The organism is Pinirhizobacter sp., assembly GCF_035317885.1.
Lineage (GTDB): Bacteria > Pseudomonadota > Gammaproteobacteria > Xanthomonadales > Rhodanobacteraceae > Pinirhizobacter.
In genome coordinates, this window is the sequence record NZ_DATHFX010000081.1 from 1 (window position 1) to 4,483 (window position 4,483).

A 4,483-nucleotide genomic window follows, 5' to 3' on the forward strand; every position below is an offset into this window, starting at 1 on the left:
GGGTGACCAGACCACGCAGGCACCGTTCACCACGCAGAGCCTTGAGAACATGCTTCAGCAGTTCGGCATCTCGGTGCCGGCCAATGCCCGTCCGCAGCTGAAGAACGCCGCTGCGGTGATGGTGACCGCCGACCTGCCGCCGTTCTCCAAGCCTGGCCAGATGATCGACGTCACCGTGGCTTCGATCGGCAACGCCAAGAGCATCCGCGGCGGCCAGCTGCTGATGACCCCGATGCGCGGTGCCGACGGCAATGTCTACGGCATGGCCCAGGGCAGCGTGGTGGTCGGTGGCGCCAGCGCCAGCGGCAAGAGCGGGTCGTCGGTGCAGATCAATATTTCCTCGTCGGGCCGCATCCCGAACGGCGCCAGCGTCGAGCGCGCGGTGCCCTCGACCTTCGGCCAGGATGGCCCGGTGGTGCTGAACCTCAATACCTTCGATTTCACCACGGCGGCGCGCGTGGCCCAGGCCATCAACGGCACCTACGGCGCCGGCACCGCGCAGCCGATGGACGGCGGTTCGATCGCCGTGCGCGGCCCGGCGGACCCTTCCCAGCGCGTGGCTTGGCTCGGTGCCATCCAGGGCCTGGAAGTCACCCCGGGCGATGCACCGGCGCGCGTGGTGGTGAATTCGCGCACGGGCACCGTGGTGATCGGTTCGGACGTGCGCGTGAGCGCCGCCGCCGTGGCGCATGGTTCGATCCAGGTAACGATCAGCGAGAACCCGCAGGTGAGCCAGCCGGGTCCCTTCTCCAATGGCACCACCCAGGTGGTGCAGAACTCCAGTGTCAGCATTTCCGAAGACGGCGCGCACATGTTCAAGTTCGGCCCGGGCGTGAGCCTGGACCAGATCGTGCGCGCGGTGAACCAGGTGGGCGCAGGTCCCAGCGATCTGATTTCGATCCTGCAGGCGCTCAAGCAGTCCGGAGCCCTGCATGCCGAACTGGTGGTGATCTAGCGCCATGGCCGCCGGCAACGTCACCGCGAACAACGTCGGGACCTGGACAGACCTGTCCGGGTTCAACGCGTTGCGCGCCAGTGCACAGGCGGACGCGAAATCCGCGCTACCGGTGGTTGCCAAGCAGTTCGAAGCCATCTTTACCCAGATGATGCTCAAATCCATGCGCGCGGCCACGCCGTCCGATGGCCTGATGGACAGCCAGGGCCAGGACCAGTGGACGGATCTCTACGACCACCAGTTGTCGGTGAGTTTGTCCAAGGGCAAGGGCTTGGGGATCGCCGACATGCTGGTCAAGCAGCTGGGCGGCACGTCCGCCGAGCAGCAGATCACCGCCCAGGGCGCCAATGCGTCTTCCACCGGCAGCGACTGGCAGGACAAGGTTGCGGCGCTGGCCGGTTCCGTCGGTGCCGTTGGCACGGCGGTGAAGAAGTGGGTGCCGCAGGATATCCAGCAGTTCGTCAAGGACCTGGCTCCGCACGCCATCGAGGCCGCCAAGAAACTTGGCGTTTCCGTTCGCGTGGTACTGGCCCAGGCGGCGCTTGAAACCCAGTACGGCAAGCACATGCCCAAGGCCACCAACGGCGACTCCAGCTTCAACCTGTTCGGCATCAAGGCAGGCTCCAGCTGGGATGGCGGCAAGGTGAACGTGCCTACCGTGGAATATCAAGGCGGCGTGGCCGTGCGCACGCGCGCGGCGTTCCGTGCCTATGAATCACCGTCCGGTTCGTTCTCCGACTATGCCGACCTCATCGCCAACAGCCCGCGTTACGCCCAGGCGGTGGGCAAGGGCGACGACGCCTACGGTTATGCCAAGGCGCTGGTCGCCGGCGGCTATGCCACCGATCCCTCGTATGCCAGCAAGGTCGCAGCCATCGCCAACAGCGATGGCATGCGCCAGGCACTGGAAGCACTCAAGCAGTCCGTTTCGGCGGCCATCCCGTGAACGGCGAGTCTTAAGGAATAACCATGGCCAATATGCTCACTACCGGCATCTCGGGGCTGAACGCCGCGCAGATCGCACTGACCACCGTCGGCAACAACATTGCCAACGCGGGCACCGACGGCTACAGCCGGCAAACGGTGACCCAGGTCGAGCGCATCTCGCAGCAAGCAGGCAACTTCACCATCGGCAACGGCGTGGACGTGGCCTCGGTGCAGCGCTCGTACAGCCAGTACCTGACCACGGCCATGTGGTCGTCCAACGGCAGCCTGTCCCGCGCCAGCACGTTCAACGACCTCACCACTACGCTCAACAGCGTGCTCAGTGGAAGCGGCGACATGCAGGGCTCGCTCGATTCGCTCTATGCCGCCTTCAGCACCGTGGCCAATGCACCGTCCACCAGTTCCGCGCGGCAGTCGCTGCTCGGTGACGCGGCCAGCACCGCCACCATGTTCAACACGCTGGGCCAGCAGATGCAGGCCCAGCAGTCGTCGGTGAACAAGCAGATCAGCAGCACCGTCGACAGCATCAACAACGCCACGTCCGCGATCGCCACGCTGAACAAGCAGATCAAGCAGCTTGGCAACGGCGCCATGCCCAACGACCTGCTCGACCAGCGCGACGCACTGGTGAACCAGCTCTCGGGCCTGGTGGGTATCAACACGGTGTCTGAGTCCGACGGCACCTTGAGCGTCTACACGACGGCGGGGCAGACCGTCGTCACCGGGCCGTCCTCGTTCAATCTCAAGGCCACGCCAGACCCTTACGACGCCACCCGCACCAACATTACCGACAGCGTCGGCAACGACATCACCACCAAGTTGAGCGGCGGCGCCCTGGGCGCCATGCTCGACTATCGCACCACGGTTCTCGACCCGGCGCAGAACGCGTTGGGCCAGGCAGCACTGGCGTTGTCCTCTAGCATCAATGCGCAGCAGGGCAAGGGCCTGGATCTCAACGGCAACCTGGGCGCGCCGATCTTCAGCGTCGGATCGCCGGCGGTGTCCTCATCGTCGAAGAACACCGGCAGTGCCGTCATCGGCGCCACCATCAGCGACGTGTCGGCCACCACCAGCTCCGACTACATCATGACCTACAACGGTGCCAGCTGGGGCCTGAAGACCACCAGCGGCCAGAGCGTAGCGCTAACCTCCAACCCCGACGGCACGTACTCCGCCGACGGCATGACCTTCAGCGTGTCCGGTACGGCGACCGCGGGCGACAGTTTCAAGATCCAGCCCACGCGCAATGCCGCGGGTTCCCTCAGCGTGGCGATGACCGACCCATCGAACATTGCCGCGGCCGCAGCGCTCACCACTACCGCCGCGACAGCCAACACCGGTGCAGCCAAGGTGGGCTCGGTCAACGTCACCGATCCGGCCAACGCCGGCGTGCTCGCCGGCGCCACGATCAGCTTTACCTCGCCCACGGCTTACACGATCACCGATGCTGGTGGCGCTACCATCGGTGGTGGCGCTTACACTTCAGGCCAGCCGATTACCGCCAATGGCTGGAGCGTCACCCTGACAGGCACGCCGGCGACGGGTGACAGTTTCGGCGTGGCGAAGAATTCCAATGGCCTGAATGACAACGGCAATGCACTGAAGCTGGCTGCCCTGTCCGATAGCGGCGTGCTGTCAGGTGGCAAGGTGAGCGTGGTCGATGCCTACGCCAATCTCACCACGCAGATCGGCAGTGCCGGCGCCCAGGCCGCGACCAACCTCACCACGCAGACCGCCCTGCATGACCAGGCCGTGTCCGCGCAGCAGAGCGTGTCGGGCGTGAACATCGACGAGGAAGGCGCCAACCTCGTGAAGTACCAGCAGTCTTACCAGGCGTCCGCGCAGGTCATCGCCGCGGCACAGACGATTTTCACCAGCCTCATGAACGCGATCGGGTAACGGCCATGTCCATACGTATTTCAACCCAGTGGTCGTACGAACAGTCGCTGTCCACGATGATGGCCCAGCAGGCCGCGGTGAACGCCTCGCAGAACGAGGTCACCAGTGGCAAGCGCATCAATGTGGCATCAGACGATCCTACCGGCGCGGGCAAGGCGATCTCGCTCAGCCATATGATGGCGGGGCAGCAGCAGTTTTCCGACAGCATCGACAGCGCCAATACGCGCATGTCCACCGAAACCACCACGCTAGACTCGGTTACCAACCTGCTTGACTCAGCCCGAACCCTGGCGCTGCAGTCGATCAACGGCAGCCTGGCCGATGCCGATCGCAAGAGCATCGCCACCAACCTCTCGCAGATCCGTGACCAGTTGCTACAGCTGGGCAACACAGCCGACAGCAACGGCGACTCCCTGTTCGGCGGCACCAGCGGCACGTCCACGCCGTTCATCCAGAATGCCGACGGCTCGGTGAGCTATACCGGCACCGAAAGTCAGCTGTATGCCTCGATCGGTTCGGGCCTGCAGATTGCCACCGGCGATACCGGCAGCAGCATCTTCATGAACAACGCCAACGGCAATGGCACGTTCAGCGCCGCGGCGGCTTCCGGCAACTCCGGTTCGCTGGTTGTTGGCGGAAGTTCCGTGACAGACGCCACGGCTTACGCCAATGGCATGGCCAGCA

4 protein-coding genes are annotated in these 4,483 nt (G+C 64.8%); all 4 read left to right on the forward strand.

Annotated features, from left to right (window positions below; all coding sequences use genetic code 11):
- A partial coding sequence (locus VK519_RS02545; RefSeq protein ID WP_324347363.1) for a flagellar basal body P-ring protein FlgI occupies positions 1-955 on the forward strand: 955 nt, incomplete at its 5' end.
- 4 nt (positions 956-959) lie between these two features.
- The gene (gene flgJ, locus VK519_RS02550) at positions 960-1,901 is read left to right on the forward strand and encodes a flagellar assembly peptidoglycan hydrolase FlgJ (RefSeq protein ID WP_324347365.1); all 942 of its coding nucleotides are present in this window, start codon (positions 960-962) and stop codon (positions 1,899-1,901) included.
- 23 nt (positions 1,902-1,924) lie between these two features.
- Positions 1,925-3,799 (forward strand): flagellar hook-associated protein FlgK, encoded by a 1,875-nt coding sequence (gene flgK / locus VK519_RS02555; protein WP_324347367.1) that lies wholly within the window; start codon positions 1,925-1,927, stop codon positions 3,797-3,799.
- 5 nt (positions 3,800-3,804) lie between these two features.
- Positions 3,805-4,483, forward strand: a 679-nt coding sequence (flgL, locus tag VK519_RS02560; RefSeq protein WP_324347369.1) for a flagellar hook-associated protein FlgL, incomplete at its 3' end; no start/stop codon positions are given.

Coding starts and splice junctions, on each gene's coding strand:
- flgJ (WP_324347365.1), top strand. CDS start 960: ATGGCCGCCGGCAACGTCACCGCGAACAACGTCGGGACCTGGACAGAC.
- flgK (WP_324347367.1), top strand. CDS start 1,925: ATGGCCAATATGCTCACTACCGGCATCTCGGGGCTGAACGCCGCGCAG.